An 18,602-nucleotide genomic window follows, 5' to 3' on the forward strand; every position below is an offset into this window, starting at 1 on the left:
GATCCACCCTTCGTCAGGTCGGCCGGTACTCCACCTCGGGGCGGCCCGGCGTCCCGTAGCGGGGCGCGCGGACCGCGCGGTCGGCGGAGACCAGGTACTCCAGGTAGCGCCGGGCGGTCACCCGGGAGATCCCGGTGCGCCGGCCCACCTCCGTGGCGGAGAGCCCGCCGTCGCCCAGGGCGGCCAGCACGGCGTGCAGGGTCTGCTCGTCCAGGCCCTTGGGCAGCGTGTGCCGGGTCGCGCCGCGCAGGGTGGCGAACATCCGGTCCACCTCGTGCTGGGCGGCCACCTCGCCGTCGGCGAGGGCCTGCCGCCGGTACTCGGCGTACCGCTCCAGCTTGTCGCGGAAGGCGGCGAAGGTGAACGGCTTGAGCAGGTAGTGGGTCACCCCGAGGGACACCGCGGTGCGGACCACCGCGAGGTCCCGCGCCGAGGTCACCGCCAGCACGTCCACGCTGCTGCCGGCCGCCCGCAGGGCCCGGCACACGTCCAGGCCGTGCAGGTCGGGCAGGCGGAAGTCGAGCAGGACCAGGTCGACGCCCGCGCCGCCGCGCTCGCGCAGCGCGGCCATCGCGTCCCGCGCGGTGTGCGCCACCCCGACCACCACGAAGCCGGGCACCCGTTCGGTGTACGCGCGGTGCGCCTCGGCCAGCAGCGGCTCGTCCTCCACCACGAGCACCCGGACGTCGCTCATCGGGCCCCCCGCGGAATCGGCAGCCGGACGGTGAACACGGTTTCCCCGTCGTCGGTGCGGACGACCTCCGAGGCGCCGCCGTGCCGGTGGACCACCTGCCCGACCAGCGCCAGGCCGAGCCCCCGGCCGGCGCTCTTGGTGGACCAGCCGCGCCGGAACGCGTCCGCCACCCGGTCGGGGTCCAGCCCGGGGCCGCTGTCGCCGACCCGGACCACCAGCTCGTCCTCGGACGTGCCGACGAGGACCCGGACCCGGCGCGGCGGCGGGGTGCCGGCGACCGCCTCGAGGGCGTTGTCGACCAGGTTGCCGACCACGGTGAGCAGGTCGGTGGTGGGCAGCGGGCTGTCGTCGAGCCGGCAGTCCGGCTCGATCACCAAATCCACGCCGCGCTCGCCGGCCTGCGCCGACTTGCCGAGCAGCAGGGCGGCCAGCGCCGGTTCGGTCACCGCCCCGACCACCCGGTCGGTGAGCTGCTGGGCGAGGGCCAGGTCGCGGGTGGCCAGCCGGACCGCCTCGTCGGTGCGGCCCAGCTCGACCAGGGTGAGCACAGTGTGCAGCCGGTTCGCCGACTCGTGGTTCTGCGCCTGCAACGCCTCGGTGAGGGCGCGGACCGAGTCCAGCTCGCTGGCCAGGTTGCGCAGCTCGGTCTGGTCGCGCAGGGTCAGCACGGTGCCGAGCACCGCGCCGTCGAAGCGGGTGGTCCGCTGGTTGGCCACGAGTACCCGGTCGCCGGCCAGGATCGGCTCGTCGTGCGCGTCCCGGCCGGAGTCGAGCAGCTCGGCCACCGCCGGGGGCAGGTCGATCCCGCTGACCGGGCGGTCGGTCACCGCCGCGTCGTCGGCCAGCCCGAGCAGGCGGCGACCCTCGTCGTTGACCAGCGCCACCCGGCGGTCCCGGGTCAGCACCAGCAGCCCCTCGCGGACGGAGTGCAGGACCGCGTCGTAGTACTCGTACATCCGGGTCATCTGGCTCGGCCCCAGGCCGTGGGTCTGCCGGCGGAGCCGACGGCTGAGCAGCCAGGACCCGGTGGCCGCGAGGGCCAGGGCGGGTGCGGCGGCGCCGAGCAGCACCGGCACCTGGGCGAGCAGCTTCCGGTTGATCGCCCGGGTGGTGATGCCCACCGAGACCAGCCCGATGATCCGGTGCTCGCCGTCGTAGACCGGGACGACCGCGCGCACCGACTCGCCGAGCGTGCCGACGTTGGTGACGGTGAACGGCTCGCCGGAGAGCGCCGGGCCGATGTCGCCGATGAACGGCTGCCCGATGAGCGTGGGGTTCGGGTGCGAGTAGCGGGTCCGGTCCGGGGCCATCACCACCACGAAGTCCGTTCCGGTGGCCACCCGGGTGCCCTCCGCGTACGGCTGGAGGGTGGCCGACGGGTCGGCGGCGGTGAGGGCCGCGCGGACGTTGGGGGAGCCGGCGACGGCCTGCGCCACGGCCAGCACCTCGTCCTTCGCGGCCTGGTGGGAGTCGTTGCGGGCCAGCCAGACGGCGCCGGCCGCGCCGGCCAGCACGAGCAGCGTCACCACCACCGCCTGGAGGGCGAAGAGCTGCCCCGCGATGCTCCACTGGCGTCGGGCCACGGATTCCCTCCTCTCGCCCCGGTCGTCCCGCAAGTCTGGCGCAGCCGCCCGGTCCGCTTTCGGCCGCGAGTAACGGGGATGAACAGAATGAACGCAAGCGTGCCGTGCGCTGAGACCGGCGTCACATTGTGGGGCATGGACACCACCACCTCACCCACCCCCGCGGCCGCCCGGCCCGTCCGCCGGGACCGGACCCGGTACCTCTACCTGGCGGTCATCGCGGCCGTCGTCGCCGGCATCGTGGTCGGCCTCGTCGCGCCCGAGGTCGGCAAGGAGTTGAAGCCGCTGGGCACCGGCTTCGTGAACCTGATCAAGATGATGATCAGCCCGGTCATCTTCTGCACGATCGTCCTCGGCGTCGGTTCCGTCCGGCAGGCGGCCAGGGTCGGCAAGGTCGGCGGCCTCGCGCTCGGCTACTTCCTGCTCATGTCGACGGTCGCGCTCGCCATCGGCCTGGTGGTCGGCAACATCATCCACCCCGGCTCGGGCCTCGACCTCGGCCCGGAGGTGGCCGACGCGGGCAAGGCGGCCGCCGGCGGTGAGAGCGGCGACACCGTCGAGTTCCTGCTCGGTGTCATTCCGACCTCGCTGTTCTCCGCCCTGACCGAGGGCTCGGTGCTCCAGACGCTGCTCGTCGCCCTGCTGGCCGGCTTCGCCGTCCAGGCCATGGGCCACCGCGGTGAGCCGGTGCTGCGAGCCGTCGAGGTGATCCAGCGCCTCGTCTTCAAGGTGCTGGCGATGATCATGTGGACCGCCCCGATCGGCGCCTTCGGCGCGATGGCCGCGCTCGTCGGCGCGACCGGCGTGGACGCCCTGACCAGCCTGGCCCAGGTCATGCTCGGCTTCTACGCCACCTGCCTGATCTTCGTGATCGTGGTGCTCGGCGCGCTGCTGCGCCTGGTGGCGGGGATCTCGATCTTCTCCCTGCTGCGTTACCTGGGTCGGGAGTTCCTGCTGATCCTGTCCACCTCGTCGTCCGAGTCGGCGCTGCCCCGGCTGATCGCCAAGATGGAGCACTTCGGCGTCAGCAAGCCGGTCGTCGGCATCACCGTTCCGACGGGCTACTCCTTCAACCTCGACGGCACCGCGATCTACCTGACCATGGCCGCGCTGTTCATCGCCGACGCGCTGGGCAAGCCGATGGCGATCGGCGAGCAGATCGGCCTGCTGGCCTTCATGATCATCGCCTCGAAGGGCGCCGCCGGGGTGACCGGCGCCGGCCTGGCCACCCTGGCCGGCGGCCTCCAGTCGCACCGCCCGGACCTGGTGGACGGGGTCGGGGTGATCGTCGGCATCGACCGGTTCATGTCCGAGGCCCGGGCGCTGACCAACTTCGCCGGCAACGCGGTGGCCACCGTGCTGGTCGGCACCTGGACCGGCGAGTTCGACCGGGCACAGGCCGCGGCCGTGCTCAGCGGCGAGCGCCCGTTCGACGAGGCGACCATGCTGGACGAGGACGAGCCGTCGGCCGACGGGGAGACCGCGGAGGAGCCCGCGCGGCAGCCCGCCGGGATGTCGGACGCGCCGGTCTGAGCCGGGCGCCCGGTGACGCCAGGATCCGCCGCCATCGGTCGCCCGGTGGCGGCGGATCCCTGGCGGGCGCGGATCACTCGGTGAAGAGCTTCGCCGCTGTGGTGACGGTCTGCCAGATGCCGTAGCCGAGCAGCACGCTGACCAGCGCCCACGATATCCAGAGGCGGGCCCGTTGCGGGCCCACGGCCTGGGCCGCGGGTCGGCTCTCCGGCTTCAGCGCGACCGGGTCGGTCTTCTCGGCGGGCGCCACCGGAACGGCTCCGCCGGTGTCCGGTTCGTGGAAACGTTCCGGGACCGGCCGGATCAGCAGATTGGCGATGAATCCGACGGCAAGTACGCCGACCATGGTGAACAGTGCCGGTCGGTACGACGCGGCGGTGAGCGTGCCCGGCTTACCCTGCGCGTCCAGGATCCCGTTGACGATCAGCGGTCCGGCCACGCCCGCGGCGGACCAGGCGGTCAGCAGCCGGCCGTGGATGGCGCCGACCTGGTGGGTGCCGAACAGGTCGCGCAGGTAGGCGGGGGCGGTGGAGAAACCGCCACCGTAGAACGAGATGATGAGGCCGGCAAGGATCACGAACAGTGCGGTGGCGTTGTGTCCGGTCACCGCGAGCAGGGTGTAGAGCACCATGCCGAGGCCGAGGTAGACCACATAGATCGGCTTACGGCCGATGATGTCGGACGTCGACGACCACACGAACCGCCCGGCCATGTTGAACAGCGACAGCAGGCCCACGAAGCCCGCCGCCGCGGCGACCGAGACGGCCGATACACCGTTGTCCCGGAAGAAGTCCTGGATCATCGGGGCGGCCTGCTCCAGGATGCCGATGCCGGCGGTCACGTTCGTGAAGAGCACGATCCAGAGCAGCCAGAACGAGCGCGTGCGGATGGCGTTCGCCGCGGACACGCTCGCCCTGGTGACCAGGGGCTTGGTTGCGACCGAGGCGGGGTCGAAGCCGGCCGGGCGCCAGTCGGGCGGGGGCACCCGGACGTTGAACACGCCGAACATCATGATCAGGAAGTAGCCGACGCCGAGCGTGAGGAACAGCCCCACGAGGGCATGGCTCGAGGCCACCGCCCCCGCCTTGGCCGGGTCGAAGTCAGGGTCGTAGAAGGAGAGCAGCTGCTTCGACACGGGGCTGGCGAGCAGCGCGCCGCCGCCGAAGCCCATGATCGCGAGGCCGGTGGCGAGACCGGGCCGGTCCGGGAACCACTTGATCAGGGTGGAGACGGGCGAGATGTAGCCGATCCCGAGCCCGATGCCGCCGATCACGCCGTAGCCGAGGTAGAGCAGCCAGAGTTGTCCCGTGGCGATGCCCAGCGCCCCGATCAGGAACCCTGCCGCCCAGAAGCACGCGGACGTGAACATGGTCTTGCGGGGTCCGCTGCGCTCGGCCCACGTACCGCCGACCGCCGCGGAGAGTCCGAGCATCACGATCGCGATGCTGAAGATCACTCCGATGGCCGTCTGGCCGACATCGAACCGGGCGATGAGCGAGTTCTTGTACACGCTGGTCGCGTAGACCTGTCCGATGCACAAATGCACCGCGAGCGCCGCCGGCGGGATGAGCCAGCGGCTGTATCCGGAAGGAGCAACGGTGTGCCGCGGGTCCAGTGCCGCCAGCCTGGCCATTTCCGCACCTTCCTGCCAAGAGTGGGTTGAATGCGACGCGACGGCCGTGGCCGTGGCACCTGTCCCACCGGGACCGGGACAGACGCAGGGGGGTTCCCGGATCGGGCCGCATCATCCGCCGTCGGGCGCCGGAACTCCGGCCGGGGCGCCGTTCGGATCACTGATGTGTTGCCCCGCCGGGTCCAGGCCTGCGCGGTCCGGCATCGGCAGGCCGCCGCCCGGGAATTGGCCGTCCCGTTCGCCGACGATGATCGTTAGCGTCGGTGGCATGGACCTGGAGCAGGCGCAGAAGCTGTGGCAACCGGAGCCCGGCTGGCTGAACACCGCCACCTACGGGCTGCCGCCCGAGCCGGCCTGGACGGCGGTGCAGGACGTGCTCGCCGACTGGCGGGCCGGGCGGGTCTCCTTCGAGGGCTGGGGCGAGTCGGTCGGCCGCGCCCGCACGGCGTTCGCCCGGCTGGTCGGGGTGGCCCCGGCGGACGTGGCGATCGGCAGCACGGCCTCACAACTGCTCGCCCCGGTGGCCGCCGCGCTGCCGGCGGGCGCGACCGTGGTCGTCCCGGAGGTGGAGTTCACGTCCAACCTCTTTCCCTGGCTGGTGCAGCAGGAGCGGGGCGTCCGGGTCCGCACCGTGCCGCTGGCCGGCCTGGTCGACGCGATCGACGCCGACACCGATCTGGTCGCGTTCAGCCTCGTGCAGTCCTCGGACGGCACCGTCGCGCCGTACGAGACGATCGTCGCGGCGGCCCGGGCGCACGGCGCCCTCGTCGCGGTGGACGCCACGCAGGCCGCGGGCTGGTTGCCCTTCGACGCCGCGCGGGCCGACGTGGTCGCGGTGGCGGCGTACAAGTGGTTGATGGCCCCGCGTGGCGCGGCGTTCGCCTACCTGGCCCCGGCCCTGCGGGAGCGGCTGCGCCCCGACGCGGCCGGCTGGTACGCGGGCCAGGACCCCCAGTCGTCCTACTACGGCCCGCCGCTGCGGCTGGCCGACGACGCCCGGCGCTTCGACATCTCGCCGGCCTGGTTCAGCTACGTCGGGGCGGCGCCCGCCCTGGAACTGCTGGCCGAGATCGGGTTGCCCGCGGTGCGCGACCACGACGTGGCGCTGGCCAACCGGTTCCTGGCCGGGCTGGGCCGGCCGAGGGGCGACAGCGCGATCGTCACCGTCGAGGTGCCGGACGCGCAGGAGCGGCTGGCTCGGGCCGGGGTGCGGGCGGCGGTCCGCGCCGGGCGGGTCCGGGCCTCGTTCCACCTCTACACCACCGAGGAGGACGTCGACCGGGCCGTCGCGGCGCTGACCGGCTGAGGGAGGGGCCGCTCAGGCCAGGTGGCCGCCAATCTTCGTGTATCCGCGCAGCAGGTCGCGGGAGATGATCAGGCGCTGCATCTCGTCGGTGCCCTCGAAGATCCGGTACAGCCGGACCTGTCGGTACCAGCGCTCGATGGGCAGCTCCCGGGTGTAGCCCATGCCGCCGTGGATCTGGAGCACCCGGTCGACCACCCGGTTGACCATGCCGGCGCCGTAGAGCTTGCCCATCGACGAGGCGTGCCGCGGGTCCAGCCCCTGGTCGACCGTCCACGCCGACCGCAGCACCAGCCAGCGGGCCGCCTCCAGCTCGGTCTCCGAGTCGGCGATCATCCACTGGATCGCCTGGTTGGTGCCGATCTTCGCGCCGAAGGTCTCGCGGGTGTTGGCGTGGTCGATCGCCATCTGGAGGGCCCGCTCGGCGATGCCGATGGCGTGCGAGGGGATGGTGTAGCGGCCCTTGCCGATCCACTCCATGCCGAGCGTGAAGCCCTCGCCGATCTCCCCGAGGATGTTGCGGTGCGGCACGCGTACGCCGTCGAAGATCAGCGACGCCGGCCCGCCCTCGCCCATGGTCTGGATGAACTCCGACCGCCAGCCCATCGCCCGGTCCACCAGGAACGCGGTCGCGCCGCCGCGGCGGGCGCCCTTCTCCGGGTCGGTCACGGCCACCACGATGGCGAAGTCGGCGTCGTTGCCGTTGGTGATGAACGTCTTCTCGCCGTCGAGGACCCAGTCGTCGCCGTCGCGGCGGGCGCGCAGCTTGATGTTCGCCGCGTCCGAGCCGGCGCCCGGCTCGGTGATCGCGAAGCAGGAGATCCGCTCACCCTCGATGGTGGGGAGGAGGAACTCGCGCTTCTGCTCCTCGGTGGCGTGGAACAGGATGTTGTCCGCCTCGCCGCCGAAGCGGAACGGCACGAAGGAGCGGCCCAGCTCGGTCCAGATCAGCGACTGGAGCACCGCCGGGAGATCCATCCCGCCGTACTCCTCGGGGGTGGCCAGGCCCCAGAAGCCGAACTTCTTGGCCTTGAGCTGCAGCTCGCGCAGCTCGGAGCGGTCCAGGCCGGGCTGGTGGTCGCGCTCGCGGCGCAGCACCTCCTGCTCCAGCGGCAGCACCTCGCGGGTGACGAAGGCGCGCACGGTGTCCCGGACGGCCCGTTCCTCGTCGGACAGTGCGAAGTCCACGATGCTCCCTCGGTCGGCGTGGCGGTGGACCGCCGCGGGCGGCGGCGGTCGCTCTTAAACTAGCGGTGTAAGTTTTCATCCGTCCAGACCCCTCCTTCGACCGTCGCGACGAGGCTCCCCGGCCGCGTCCCGGCTAGGGTGCGTGAGCAGGTGTTTCCGACGGGGGAGGCGGCGTGGCGGGATTCGACCGGCGAGGGGCGCGTGGCGCGGGCGTCGGCCCGGCGTGGGTGGTCTGAGGTGCCCCGTCCCCGGCAGGCCCTGCTCAACCGCGACCGGATCGTCGAGACCGCGCTCGCGCTGATCGACGCCGACGGCCTCGGCGCGCTCTCCACCCGCCGGCTGGCCGCCGCGCTGGGCGTGCAGGGTCCCTCGCTCTACAACCACTTCGCCACGAAGGACGAGATCCTCGACGCGGTGGCGGACAGCGTGACCGCGAGTGTCGACGTCAGCGTCTTCCACCGGTACGACTGGGTCGAGGCGCTGCGCCGCTGGGCCCGGTCCTACCGGGAGGCGCTGGCCGCGCACCCGAACATCGTCCCCTACCTGGCGCAGGGGCCCGGACGCCGGCCGGCGGCGCTGGCCATGGCCGACGCCGTCTACGGTGCCCTGGTCCGGGCGGGCTGGCCGCCGGCCCGGGCCACCCACATCGGCGCCGCGTTGCGCTACTTCGTGGCCGGCTCGGCGCTCGGCTCGTTCGCCCGCGGCTTCGTCGAGGACCCGGAGCTGTACGCCGCCCACCCGCACCTCAATCAGGCCCACCGGCTCCGCGGCCACCAGCGCAGCGTCGACGAGGGCGCGTTCACCCTCGGCCTGGACGCGTTGCTGCACGGTCTCGCCGCCGAGTACGGCCGGACCGTGACCCCTCTGGAACGCGGCGCCGGTCCGGGGTAGCGTCAAAACTCCCACTGCTAGTTTCCCGCCCCCGAAGGGACGCCATGGATCTCGCCGACGCGCCCCCCGCCCTGCTGGTCCGCCGCCATCTGCACGTCGCCGGGGACTGGGTCGACCCGGCGGACGGCGGGACGATCCCGGTCGAGAACCCGGCCACCGGGGAGATCATCGGGCAGGTCCCCGCCGGCACCCCGGCCGACGTGGACCGGGCCGTCGCGGCCGCCCGGGCCGCCTTCCCCGGCTGGGCCGACACCGCCCCGGCGGAGCGGGCCACCCACCTCGACCGGCTGCACGCCGCGCTCGCCGCCCGGGCCGACGACATCGCCCGCACGGTGGCCCTCGAACTCGGCACCCCGCTCAAGCTCGCCACCCGGGTGCAGGCCGGCCTGCCGCTCACCGTGCTGCGCAGCATGGTCGACCTGGCCGCGCGCCCGCCGGCCGAGGAGACCGTCGGCAACTCGCTCGTCGTGCGCGAACCGGTCGGCGTGGTCGGCGCGATCACCCCGTGGAACTACCCGCTGCACCAGGTGGTCGCCAAGGTGGCCCCGGCCCTCGCCGCCGGCTGCACGGTGGTGCTCAAGCCCAGCGAGCTGACGCCGCTCACCGCGTACCTGCTCTTCGACGCGGTCACCGAGGCTGGGCTGCCGCCCGGGGTGGTCAACCTGGTGCCCGGCACCGGGCCGGTGGTCGGCGAGGCCCTCGCCGCCCACCCCGACGTCGACCTGGTCTCGTTCACCGGCTCCACGGCCACCGGCCGGCGGATCGCCCACCTGGCCGCCGACCGGATCGCCCGGGTCGCCCTGGAACTCGGCGGCAAGTCGGCCAACGTCGTCCTCGCCGACGCCGACCTGCCCACCGCCGTGAAGGTGGGCGTCGGCAACGCCCTGCTCAACTCGGGCCAGACCTGCACCGCCTGGACCCGGATGCTGGTCCACCGCGACCGCTACGCCGAGGCGCTGGACCTGGTCGCGGCGGCCGTCGCCGGATACCGGCTGGGCGACCCGTTCGACCCGGCCACCCGGCTCGGCCCCCTCGTCTCCGCCGCCCAGGCCGAGCGGGTCCGCGGACACGTCGACCGGGCCCTCGCCGACGGCGCCCGACTGGTCGCCGGCGGCCCGGACGCGCCGCTGCCGCCGCGCGGGCACTTCGTCGCCCCCACCGTCCTCGCCGACGTGCACCCGGACAGCGCTCTCGCCCAGGAGGAGGTCTTCGGCCCGGTGCTCGCGGTCATCCCGTTCGCCGACACCGACGAGGCAGTCGCCATCGCCAACAACTCCCGGTACGGGCTGGCCGGCGCGGTCTGGTCCGCCGACGAGGAGGCAGCGCTCGCCGTGGCCCGGCGGCTGCGCACCGGGCAGGTGGACGTCAACGGCGGCGCGTTCAACCCGCTCGCCCCGTTCGGCGGCTACAAGCAGTCCGGCCTCGGCCGTGAACTGGGCGGCTACGGCGTCGAGGAGTTCACCGAGCTGAAGGCGATCCAGCGGTGAAGGCGCTCGTGGTCCGCGGCCGGGGCGCCACCCCGGCCGTCGAGGAGGTACGCCTGCCCGCCCCGGGCCCCGGCGAGCTGCGGATCCGGATCCGGGCCGCCGGCCTCTGCCACTCCGACCTGGCCATGGTGGACGGTACGGTGGCGCCCGCGTACCCGCTGGTGCTGGGGCACGAGGCGACCGGCGTGGTGGCCGAGGCCGGCCCCGGCACCCGGCTGGCCGTCGGCACGCCCGTGGTGCTCAACTGGGCCCCCGCCTGCCGGGCCTGCTGGCACTGCCGGCACGGCGAGCCCTGGCTCTGCACCGCGAACACCGGGCCCTCGGTGGCCCGGGGCGAGACCGCCGACGGCGGCCCGCTCCAGGTCACCCTGGGCCTCGGCGCGCTCGCCGAGGAGGTGGTGGTGCCCGAGCGGGCCGCCATCGAGATCCCGGCCGGCCTGCCGCCGGAGCAGGCCGCCCTGCTCGGCTGCGCGGTGCTCACCGGCACCGGCGCGGTCCGCAACACCGCCCGGGTCGCCCCCGGCGAGTCGGTCGCGGTGATCGGCCTCGGCGGGGTCGGCCTCGCCGTGCTCACCGCCGCCCGGCGGGCCGGCGCGGCGCCGATCCTCGCCGTCGACGTGGCCGAGGCCAAGCGGGACCTGGCCCTCGCCGCCGGGGCCACCGACTTCCTCCGCTCCGACGACACGCTCGGCAAGGAGGTCCGGGCGCGCACCGAGGGGCGCGGCGTGGACCACGCCTTCGAGTGCGTCGGCCGGTCCGTCACCATCCGGGCCGCCTGGCGCTGCACCCGGCGCGGGGGAGCGGTCACCGTGGTCGGCATGGGGGCCAGGGACGACCTGCTCAGCCTGTCGGCGCTGGAGATCTTCCACTCGGCCCGCACCCTGCGCTCCTCGGTCTACGGCTCGTCCGACCCGGACCGGGAGGTGCCGGAGCTGGCCGCAGCGCTCGCCGAGGGCAGCCTGGACCTGGCTCCGCTGGTCAGCGGCACCGTCCCGCTGGCGGAGGCGCCCGCGGCGCTGGACCGGCTGGCCCGGGGCGAGGGCGCCCGCTGGGTGGTCACCTTCCCGGACTGACCCCGCCCTCGATCACCGCGGCGAATCCGTCGAGCAGCCGGCGCAGGCCGAAGTCGAAGACGCTCTCCAGGTCCAGGTCGACGCCGCCGCTGGTCAGCGCGTCCATGGTGGCCAGACCGCCACCGGCCATCATCTGCTGGAAGGTGGCCTGCTGCCGGTCCACCCACTCGTCGTGGGTGAGGCCGGTGTCCTGCACCGCCTGCGCGCCCATCTCCAGGTTCGTGGCGATGCCCTTCACGTACGCCATGAGGGTCACCGCGACGTGCCAGCGCACCTGCGGGTCCAGGCCCAGGCCGGCGGTGGCCCGCAGCGCGCGGTCGGTGTGCGACATGCCGTGCGGCAGCGGCTGCGGCCGGGCGATCGAGATGACGTGCGGCACCCAGCGGTGCCGCCGGTAGACGGCCCACTGCGCCCGGGCGAGCAGGTCCAGCCGGGCGCGCCAGCCGGCCGGCTCGGTGGCCGGCAGCGGGGCGTTCGCCAGCGCCGCGTCGGCCATCGCCAGGATCAGCTCGTCCCGGCCGCGCACGTGCCGGTAGAGCGACATGGTGGCCACGCCCAGCTCGGCGGCGATCTGCCGCATCGACACCGCGGCCAGGCCGCCCTCGTCCGCCAGCGCCACCGCGGTGCGCAGCACCCGCTCCCGGCTCAGCTCCGGCTCCGGCCGCGCCGACTCCCGGCGCGGCTCGGCGACGACGGTGCCGGCGCCGGGGCGGGTCAGCACCAGCCCCTCGGCGCGGAGCAGGGCGAGCACCCGGGTGGCCGTGGCGATGGCCACCCCGTGCTCCCGGGTGAGCTGCCGGGCCGAGGGCACCCGGTCGCCGGGCCGCAGCTCGCCCAGGTCGATGCGGCGGCGGATCTCCGCGGCGATCCGCCGGTACGGCGGCTCCTGACCCGGACCACGCTGCGCCATCCCTGGCACCTCCGCTCCGAAAGCGTACTAGTACACCGGGTCCGCCGAGCGGCCCCGGAGGGGCAGCGTACTAGGTCGTCCCAGGCGCGTGCGGCGCGCCGGACCTAGCGTGACGCGCAGCGCCCGGCCGGAACCGGCTGACGGTGTACGCGTGATCTCGGGAGAACACCATGAACGACAGGACCGTGCTCATCTCCGGCGCCGGCGTGGCCGGCCCCGCCCTCGCCTTCTGGCTGCGCCGGCACGGCTTCGCCGTGACCGTGGTGGAACGCGCCCCCGGGCTGCGCCCCGGCGGACAGGCGGTCGATGTGCGGGGGACCGCCCGCGAGGTGGTCGACCGGATGGGGCTGACCGCGCGGGTCCGGGCAGAGACCGTCCGGGAGCAGGGCATGGCGTACGTCGACGAGCGCGGCGGGACGCGCGCCCGGCTGCCGGTGCACGCCTTCGGCGGGGAGGGGATCGTCGCCGACATCGAGATCCAGCGCGGCGACCTGGCCCGGCTGCTCCACGAGGAGACCCGGGACGACGTCGAGTACGTCTTCGACGACTCGATCGAGACGCTGGACCAGACCGGGGACGGGGTGCGGCTGACCTTCGCCCGCTCCGCCCCGCGCACGGTCGACCTGGTGGTCGGCGCGGACGGCTCGCACTCCCGCACCCGGGCCCTGGCGTTCGGCCCGGAGTCGGCGTACGTCCGGCCCCTCGGCGCCTACCTGGCCTACTTCTCCACCCCGTACCGCGACGAGACCGGCTGGTTCCTGCTGCACAACGCGCCCGGCGGTCGGGTGGTCGGCACCCGCCCGACCCGGGACGGCCGGACCGCTGCGTTCTTCAGCTTCCGCTCCCCGGAACTCGACGTTGACCGGCGGGACCCGGCCGCCCAGCAGCGGCTGCTCGCCGAGCGCTTCGCCGACGTCGGCTGGCGCGCCGCCGAGCTGCTGGCCGCCGCCCCGGAGGCCGGCGACTTCTACTTCGACCGGTACGGCCAGGTGCGGATGCAGCGGTGGAGCGCCGGGCGGGTGGCCCTGCTCGGCGACGCCGCCTGGTGCCCGTCCCCGCTCACCGGGCAGGGCACCAGCCTCGCGCTGGTCGGCGCGTACCTGCTGGCCGGCGAGCTGGCCGCGGCGCGCGGCGACCACGCGGTGGCCTACCGCCGCTACGAGGAACTGCTGCGACCGCACGTGACGCGCAGCCAGGAGATCCCGGGCGGGGGCATCTCCGGATTCCTGCCGGCCAGCCGGACCGCGATCCGGATGCGCGACGCGTCGATGCGGGCCATGACCTCCCGCCCGCTGCGCGGGCTCGCCACCCGGCTCTTCTTCAGCAAGGCCGACGGGCTCGACCTCCCGGAGTACGCCGCCGCCCGATGACGGTGGCGCACCACATGTCGACGGCCGACGATCCGTCCGGAAGCCCGCGCACGGGCCCGCCCCCTATGGCGGGCGGGCCCGTGCCATCCGGGCCGAATGTGTGGGGGATCGACATGGCTCGACTCTGCCGGTGCGCCGTAGGTTTCCTGCACGCGTCGGCCCTGTGACCCCGGTCACCGACCTGGCCGACGCGGGATGAGGACCTGCGGAGGGTGAGGCGATGGCCGGGCAAGCGATCCTGTCGGCCCGTGGGCTGACCCGGGACTTCCGGGGCTTCCGGGCGGTCGACGGGGTCGACCTCGACGTGGCGCCGGAGACCGTGCACGCCCTGGTGGGGCCGAACGGCGCGGGCAAGACCACCCTGTTCAACCTGCTCACCGGGTTTCTACCGCCCAGCGCCGGCCGGATCGAGCTGGCCGGCCGGGACGTCACCGGCCTGCCCCCGGAACGGGTCGCCCGGCTCGGCGTGGCCCGCTCCTTCCAGATCACCAGCCTCTTCCCCCAGTTGGGCGCGCGGGAGCACGTCGAGCTGGCCCTCCAGTCGTCCAGCGGGCTGGGGTGGCGGTTCTGGCGCTCGGCGAAGCTGATGCGCCGCTACCGCGACCGGGCCGACGAACTGCTCGCCATGGTCGGCCTCGCCGAGCTGGCCGAGGCCCCGGCCGAGGCCCTCGCCTACGGGCGCAAGCGCGCCCTGGAACTGGCCATCGCGCTCGCCCTCGACCCGAAGGTGCTGCTGCTCGACGAGCCCACCGCCGGGATGGGGCTGGAGGACGTGGACCGCACCGTCGACCTGATCGCCCGGGTCCGCGCGGGCCGGACCGTGGTCATGGTCGAACACAACATGAGCGTGGTGGGCCGGCTCGCCGACACGGTCACCGTCCTCCAGGCCGGCAAGGTCCTGGTCGAGGGGCCCTATGAGCAGGTCCGCGCCGACGAGCGCGTCATCACCGCCTACCTGGGAGCCGCCGATGCTGCGCATTGAGAACCTCTCCGCCTGGTACGGCGAGGCCCAGGTGCTGCGGGACGTGAGCCTGGAGGTGGCCGCCGGCGAGGTCGTCACCCTGGTGGGGCGCAACGGCGCCGGCAAGTCCACCCTGCTGCGCTCCGTGATGGGGCTGCACCCCGGCCAGCGCGGCACGGTCAGCCTCGACGACCGGGACATCACGAAGCTGCCGGCGTACAAGCGGGCGCGGCTCGGGCTCGGCTGGGTCCCCGACGACCGGGGCGCGTACGCCACCCTGACCGTCACCGAGAACCTGACCCTGCCGCCACGGGTGGGCCCCGACCCGTGGCCGCTGGAGCGGGTGTACGAGGCGTTCCCCGCCCTTTACACGCGGCGTGACTCGGCGGCCACCATGCTCTCCGGCGGCGAGCAGCAGATGCTCGCCCTGGCCCGGGTGCTGCGGATGGGCGCCCGGCTGCTGCTCTGCGACGAGCCCACCGAGGGCCTGTCCCCACTGCTCGTGCAGCAGGTCGGCGACCTGCTGCGGGAGGCCAAGAAGCACGGCGTGACCGTGCTGCTGGTCGAGCAGAACCTGCACTTCGCCACCGGCGTCGCCGACCGGCACTACCTGCTGGCCGAGGGACGGATCGCGGAGGCGATGGAGAACTCCGAGGTGCGCTCGCGGGAGCGCGAGCTGCTGGCGTACCTCGGAATCTGACAACCGACGGCTGACCCGCGCGGACCGCGCGGTACGGAAGGATTTGACATGCGCAGGAGCGTGGGTGTGGCCGCCGCCTCGGCGGCGGCGGTGCTGGTCGCCGGATGCGGCGGCGGTGGCCCGCAGTCCGGCGGCGACCAGAAGCTGACCGGCGACAAGATCGTGCTGGGTGTCCTCAACGACCAGTCCGGGGCCTACTCGGAGCTGTCCGGGCGTAACTCGGTCAAGGCCGTGGAGATGGCCATCGCCGACTTCAAGGCCAAGTACGGCGACAAGGCCGTCACCAAGAACATCAGCGTGGAGACCGCCGACCACCAGAACAAGCCGGACGTGGCCAACAGCAAGGCCCAGGAGATGTACGACCGCAAGGGCGTCGACGCCATCCTCGACGTGCCGACCTCCTCGGCCGCCCTGAAGGTGGCCGACGTGGCCAAGGAGAAGAAGAAGCTCTACTTCAACATCGGCGCGGCGACCACCGACCTGACCGGCAAGAGCTGCAACAAGTACACGTTCCACTACGCGTACGACACCTACATGCTGGCCCACGGCACCGGCACGGTGACCACCGAGCAGGTCGGCAAGAACTGGTACATCCTCTACCCGAACTACGCCTTCGGGCAGGACATGGAGAAGAGCTTCTCCGCCGCCATCACCGCCGCCGGCGGGCAGGTGGTCGGCAAGGACGGTGCGCCGTTCCCGAACACCAGCGGCGACTACTCCTCGTTCCTGCTCAAGGCACCCACGCTGAACCCGAAGCCGCAGGTGCTCGGCACCATGCAGGCCGGCGCCGAGCTGGTCAATGTGGTCAAGCAGTACAACGAGTTCAAGCTGCGGGACAAGGGCGTCGGGCTGGCCGTGGGCCTGATGTTCATCACCGACATCCACTCGCTCACCCCGGCCGCGCTCGCCGGCACCACCTACACCGACGCCTGGTACTGGAACTTCGACCAGCAGAACCGCGAGTGGGCGGACAGGTTCCAGAAGGAGACCGGCACCCGGCCGTCCTTCGCCCACGCGGCCAACTACTCCGCCGCCATGCAGTACCTGGAGGCCGTGCAGGCGGCCGGCACCGACGACGCGGACACCGTGGTGAAGGGCCTGGAGGGCAAGGAGGTCAACGACCTCTTCCTGCGCAACGGCAAGATCCGCGCGGAGGACCACCGGGTCATCCACGACGCGTACCTGGCCCAGGTGAAGCCGCAGGCCGAGGTCGGTGAGCCGTGGGACTACGTCAAGATCCTCAAGACCATCCCGGCGGCCGAGGCGTTCCGCGCCCCGTCGGCCGACTGCAAGATGTGAGCGCGAGGAGTGAGCCGGTTTTCCGAGCCCCGCAGTCGCGAACGGAAGAAGGCGAGGTGACGGGCTGATGTCAGGGTTCCTGCAGAACACGTTCAACGGGCTGGTGGGCGGGGCGTTCTACGCCCTGCTCGCCCTCGGGCTCGCGGTCATCTTCGGCATGCTCCGGGTGGTGAACTTCGCCCACGGCGCCTTCTACATGCTCGGCGCCTTCGGGGCGTACGTGCTGCTCGCCGAGGCGGGCGTGCCGTTCTGGGCCGCGTTGGTGATCATGCCGCTGGCGCTCGGCCTGCTCGGCATGGTGCTGGAGCGGGCGGTGATCCACCGGCTGACCCGGCTCGACCCGCTCTACAACTTCCTGCTCACCTTCGGCCTCACGCTGATCCTGCAGGACCTGGTGAAGTCCCGGTACGGCGTGCAGTCCAGCCCGTACGCCACCCCGGCCGAGCTGAGCGGGACGGTCGACTTCGGGCTCTTCGACTTCCCCACCTACCGGGTCTTCATCCTCGGCTTCACCGTGCTGCTCTGCGTCGCGGTGTGGTGGGTGCTCGGCCGGACCCGGGTCGGCATGGTGGTCCGGGCCGCCACCGAGCGTCCCGAGCTGACCCGGGCCTTCGGCATCGACGTGGGGAAGTGGGTCACCCCGGTCTTCGGCTTCGGCATCGCCCTGGCCGGGCTGGCCGGGGTGCTCGCCGCCCCGATGCGGGCGGTGAACCCGCTGATGGGCGCCGACCTGATCATCGTGGTCTTCGCGGTCGTGGTGATCGGCGGGCTCGGCTCGATCTTCGGCTCGGTCGCGGCCGGCTTCGGCATCGGCCTGATCCAGGCCTGGGGCGAGGCGTACCTGTCGGACTTCCCGATCGTGTCGCAGACCGTCGTGTTCGTGGTGATGGCCGCGGTGCTGCTCTGGCGGCCGGCCGGCCTGTTCGGCCGTGAGGAGGCACCGGCATGACGAGCGCAGTCGACACCCCCGCCGAGGAGTCGGCCCGGCCCGCCCCGCCGTCCGGGCTGCTCACCGTCGCCCGGGCGCCCGGCTGGGTCCGGTACGCGCTGCTCGCCGCCGGCCTGGTCGTGGCGCTCTGGCTGCCGAACGGGCTCTACCCGGCGGTGGCCGTGGACATCCTCTGCTGGGCGCTCTTCGCCGTCTCGGTGGACCTGCTGCTCGGCTTCACCGGGTTGATGTCCTTCGGGCACGCCGCGTTCTGGGGCACCTCGGCGTACGTGACCGGGCTCGTGGCGATCCACGCCGGCCTGCCGTTCCCCGCGGCCGTGCTGGCCGGCGCCCTGGCCGCGGCGCTGCTCGCGCTGCCGATCGGCTATCTCGCGGTCAAGCGCACCGGCATCTACTTCGCCATGGTCACCCTGGCCTTCGCGCAGATGGTCTACTACGTGGCCAACGAGTGGCGCTCGGTCACCCAGGGCGAGAACGGCCTCCAGGGCGTGCCCCGCTCCTTCTTCGGGGTCGACCTCACCGACGACTACTACTTCTACTACGCGATCCTGCCGATCGTGCTGCTCGGCCTGCTCGCCGCCTGGCGGATCGTGCACTCGCCGTTCGGCCGGGTGCTGGTCGGCATCCGGGACAACCCCGCGCGGGCGCGGGCGCTCGGCTACCCGGTGCACCGTTACAAGCTGACCGCGTTCGTCCTCTCCGGCTTCCTGGCCGGGCTCGGCGGCGGGCTCTTCGCGGTCGGCCACCGGTTCGTCTCGCTGGACGTGCTGCACTGGACCACCTCCGGCAAGGCGGTCATCGTGGTGGTGCTCGGCGGCATCGGCACCCTCTGGGGCGGCGTGCTCGGGGCGGCCCTGGTGGTCCGCCTGGAGGACTGGCTGTCGTTCTCCGGCTTCGAGGCGATCGGCCTGGTCACCGGCGGCATCTTCGTCCTCGTCGTGCTGCTGTTCCGGCGCGGCATCTGGGGCACGATCGCCCACCTGGCGCGGCGCCGGAGAGCCGCCCGCCGCGGATAGTTCGCCGCGGAA

16 protein-coding genes are annotated in these 18,602 nt (G+C 73.3%); 11 read left to right on the forward strand and 5 right to left on the reverse strand.

The genetic code is table 11. The features are described 5' to 3' along the window. Positions 1-13: 13 nt before the first annotated feature. Both AC0OLQ_RS12105 and AC0OLQ_RS12110 read right to left on the reverse strand, forming a co-directional pair. The gene (locus AC0OLQ_RS12105; RefSeq protein WP_357332943.1) at positions 14-694 is read right to left on the reverse strand and encodes a response regulator; all 681 of its coding nucleotides are present in this window, start codon (positions 692-694) and stop codon (positions 14-16) included. Continuing rightward, on the reverse strand, positions 691-2,277 hold the full coding sequence (locus AC0OLQ_RS12110; protein ID WP_484531399.1) for an ATP-binding protein: 1,587 nt from the start codon (positions 2,275-2,277) through the stop codon (positions 691-693). Before AC0OLQ_RS12110 ends, AC0OLQ_RS12105 begins: the two co-directional genes overlap by 4 nt. Positions 2,278-2,412: 135 nt before the next feature. On the opposite strand from AC0OLQ_RS12110, the gene AC0OLQ_RS12115 reads away from it, so the two are divergent. Further along, positions 2,413-3,810, forward strand: coding sequence for a cation:dicarboxylate symporter family transporter (locus tag AC0OLQ_RS12115; RefSeq protein ID WP_357332941.1), 1,398 nt, complete (start codon positions 2,413-2,415; stop codon positions 3,808-3,810). Positions 3,811-3,883: 73 nt separating this feature from the next. On the opposite strand, the gene AC0OLQ_RS12120 is transcribed toward AC0OLQ_RS12115, so the two are convergent. Continuing rightward, positions 3,884-5,443 carry an OFA family MFS transporter gene (locus AC0OLQ_RS12120; RefSeq protein WP_357332940.1) on the reverse strand — a complete coding sequence of 520 codons (1,560 nt, stop codon included), beginning with the start codon at positions 5,441-5,443 and terminating at the stop codon, positions 3,884-3,886. Between the two features lie 268 nt (positions 5,444-5,711). Here AC0OLQ_RS12120 and AC0OLQ_RS12125 point away from each other — a divergent pair, with 268 nt between their 5' ends. After that, positions 5,712-6,749, forward strand: a complete 1,038-nt coding sequence (locus tag AC0OLQ_RS12125; protein WP_484531400.1) for an aminotransferase class V-fold PLP-dependent enzyme — start codon at positions 5,712-5,714, stop codon at positions 6,747-6,749. Between the two features lie 12 nt (positions 6,750-6,761). Here the strand turns inward: AC0OLQ_RS12125 and AC0OLQ_RS12130 are convergent, their stop codons facing one another. Continuing rightward, positions 6,762-7,934: an acyl-CoA dehydrogenase family protein gene (locus AC0OLQ_RS12130; protein WP_484531401.1), complete on the reverse strand. Its 1,173-nt coding sequence runs from the start codon at positions 7,932-7,934 to the stop codon at positions 6,762-6,764. 237 nt (positions 7,935-8,171) lie between these two features. On the opposite strand from AC0OLQ_RS12130, the gene AC0OLQ_RS12135 reads away from it, so the two are divergent. The 3 genes from AC0OLQ_RS12135 to AC0OLQ_RS12145 are packed head-to-tail and all read left to right on the forward strand — an operon-like array spanning position 8,172 to position 11,385. Next, complete coding sequence (locus tag AC0OLQ_RS12135) at positions 8,172-8,825, forward strand: TetR/AcrR family transcriptional regulator (protein ID WP_484531402.1); 654 nt, start codon at positions 8,172-8,174, stop codon at positions 8,823-8,825. Between the two features lie 44 nt (positions 8,826-8,869). Further along, positions 8,870-10,312, forward strand: a complete 1,443-nt coding sequence (locus AC0OLQ_RS12140; RefSeq protein WP_484531403.1) for an aldehyde dehydrogenase family protein — start codon at positions 8,870-8,872, stop codon at positions 10,310-10,312. Then, positions 10,309-11,385 (forward strand): alcohol dehydrogenase catalytic domain-containing protein, encoded by a 1,077-nt coding sequence (locus AC0OLQ_RS12145; protein ID WP_484531404.1) that lies wholly within the window; start codon positions 10,309-10,311, stop codon positions 11,383-11,385. The genes AC0OLQ_RS12140 and AC0OLQ_RS12145 overlap by 4 nt, the downstream gene beginning before the upstream one ends. On the opposite strand, the gene AC0OLQ_RS12150 is transcribed toward AC0OLQ_RS12145, so the two are convergent. Further along, positions 11,369-12,295: a GntR family transcriptional regulator gene (locus AC0OLQ_RS12150; RefSeq protein ID WP_484531405.1), complete on the reverse strand. Its 927-nt coding sequence runs from the start codon at positions 12,293-12,295 to the stop codon at positions 11,369-11,371. The genes AC0OLQ_RS12145 and AC0OLQ_RS12150 overlap by 17 nt on opposite strands. Before the next feature lie 170 nt (positions 12,296-12,465). On the opposite strand from AC0OLQ_RS12150, the gene AC0OLQ_RS12155 reads away from it, so the two are divergent. The 6 genes from AC0OLQ_RS12155 to AC0OLQ_RS12180 all read left to right on the forward strand — a co-directional run bounded on the left by AC0OLQ_RS12155 (position 12,466) and on the right by AC0OLQ_RS12180 (position 18,590). After that, positions 12,466-13,665: an FAD-dependent monooxygenase gene (locus tag AC0OLQ_RS12155; RefSeq protein WP_484531406.1), complete on the forward strand. Its 1,200-nt coding sequence runs from the start codon at positions 12,466-12,468 to the stop codon at positions 13,663-13,665. A 220-nt stretch (positions 13,666-13,885) separates the two neighbouring features. Next, a complete protein-coding gene (locus tag AC0OLQ_RS12160; protein WP_357332932.1) occupies positions 13,886-14,647 on the forward strand; it encodes an ABC transporter ATP-binding protein in 762 nt (253 codons plus the stop codon). Further along, positions 14,634-15,326 (forward strand): ABC transporter ATP-binding protein, encoded by a 693-nt coding sequence (locus tag AC0OLQ_RS12165; protein ID WP_357332931.1) that lies wholly within the window; start codon positions 14,634-14,636, stop codon positions 15,324-15,326. Before AC0OLQ_RS12160 ends, AC0OLQ_RS12165 begins: the two co-directional genes overlap by 14 nt. Before the next feature lie 48 nt (positions 15,327-15,374). After that, positions 15,375-16,625 (forward strand): ABC transporter substrate-binding protein, encoded by a 1,251-nt coding sequence (locus AC0OLQ_RS12170; RefSeq protein ID WP_484531407.1) that lies wholly within the window; start codon positions 15,375-15,377, stop codon positions 16,623-16,625. 67 nt (positions 16,626-16,692) lie between these two features. After that, a complete protein-coding gene (locus tag AC0OLQ_RS12175; protein ID WP_091309901.1) occupies positions 16,693-17,574 on the forward strand; it encodes a branched-chain amino acid ABC transporter permease in 882 nt (293 codons plus the stop codon). Continuing rightward, positions 17,571-18,590: a branched-chain amino acid ABC transporter permease gene (locus AC0OLQ_RS12180; RefSeq protein WP_484531408.1), complete on the forward strand. Its 1,020-nt coding sequence runs from the start codon at positions 17,571-17,573 to the stop codon at positions 18,588-18,590. The genes AC0OLQ_RS12175 and AC0OLQ_RS12180 overlap by 4 nt, the downstream gene beginning before the upstream one ends. The last annotated feature ends 12 nt before the right edge of the window (positions 18,591-18,602 follow it).

It is taken from the genome of Micromonospora sp. Utrum1 (assembly GCF_057197805.1).

Coding starts and splice junctions, on each gene's coding strand:
- AC0OLQ_RS12165 (WP_357332931.1), top strand. CDS start 14,634: ATGCTGCGCATTGAGAACCTCTCCGCCTGGTACGGCGAGGCCCAGGTG.
- AC0OLQ_RS12105 (WP_357332943.1), bottom strand. CDS start 694: ATGAGCGACGTCCGGGTGCTCGTGGTGGAGGACGAGCCGCTGCTGGCC.
- AC0OLQ_RS12140 (WP_484531403.1), top strand. CDS start 8,870: ATGGATCTCGCCGACGCGCCCCCCGCCCTGCTGGTCCGCCGCCATCTG.
- AC0OLQ_RS12180 (WP_484531408.1), top strand. CDS start 17,571: ATGACGAGCGCAGTCGACACCCCCGCCGAGGAGTCGGCCCGGCCCGCC.
- AC0OLQ_RS12150 (WP_484531405.1), bottom strand. CDS start 12,295: ATGGCGCAGCGTGGTCCGGGTCAGGAGCCGCCGTACCGGCGGATCGCC.
- AC0OLQ_RS12170 (WP_484531407.1), top strand. CDS start 15,375: ATGCGCAGGAGCGTGGGTGTGGCCGCCGCCTCGGCGGCGGCGGTGCTG.
- AC0OLQ_RS12125 (WP_484531400.1), top strand. CDS start 5,712: ATGGACCTGGAGCAGGCGCAGAAGCTGTGGCAACCGGAGCCCGGCTGG.
- AC0OLQ_RS12120 (WP_357332940.1), bottom strand. CDS start 5,443: ATGGCCAGGCTGGCGGCACTGGACCCGCGGCACACCGTTGCTCCTTCC.
- AC0OLQ_RS12175 (WP_091309901.1), top strand. CDS start 16,693: ATGTCAGGGTTCCTGCAGAACACGTTCAACGGGCTGGTGGGCGGGGCG.
- AC0OLQ_RS12115 (WP_357332941.1), top strand. CDS start 2,413: ATGGACACCACCACCTCACCCACCCCCGCGGCCGCCCGGCCCGTCCGC.
- AC0OLQ_RS12160 (WP_357332932.1), top strand. CDS start 13,886: ATGGCCGGGCAAGCGATCCTGTCGGCCCGTGGGCTGACCCGGGACTTC.
- AC0OLQ_RS12155 (WP_484531406.1), top strand. CDS start 12,466: ATGAACGACAGGACCGTGCTCATCTCCGGCGCCGGCGTGGCCGGCCCC.